The 433-nt window shown below is 36.7% G+C and carries 1 protein-coding gene; it reads right to left on the bottom strand.

Features of this window, described 5'->3' with window-relative positions; genetic code table 11:
• Positions 1–204: 204 nt before the first annotated feature.
• Positions 205–433: amidohydrolase family protein (locus GBI16_RS18585; protein ID WP_151707649.1), on the bottom strand; the 229-nt coding region annotated here is incomplete at its 5' end.

Here is a 433-nt window from a genome sequence, read left to right as displayed (position 1 = left end):
AAAACTATAAAAATGGGAAAATAAAAAAGGTGTTGACCTGCAACACCTCGAAATCTTGAGTTAATACGAGAATTTTAAAACAAAATGAATTTTCATGCATCTTTTGATGCTGATGAAAATGTATCATTTTGAGAGGAATGACTGTCTCGTCGAAGTAAGACAGCACATTCGATCGCCAATAAGAGAAGTCCTAAGCTTTTTGAATTAAATGCTTTGGTTTTGCTGATAGGCCTTTTGTCCATAGATATAAGTCGCCTCAATATTGCGGTCATCGCCCATGGTAAATAGTGCAAACAAACTATCTTCGATGGATTTAGCACGTGATTGACGCAACTGTTGTAATGCCGTTGCTTTAAGATCAAGTACTACAAAATCCGCTTCTTTACCTACAATAAAGTTACCCAGCTTATCATCTACATCTAGCGCTTTTGCG

The organism is Acinetobacter sp. TUM15064, from assembly GCF_008980265.1.
In the GTDB taxonomy this organism is placed as follows: Bacteria; Pseudomonadota; Gammaproteobacteria; order Pseudomonadales; family Moraxellaceae; genus Acinetobacter.
The sequence above is the reverse complement of the archived record's forward strand: the minus strand, read 5'-3'. Positions and strand labels throughout refer to the sequence as shown.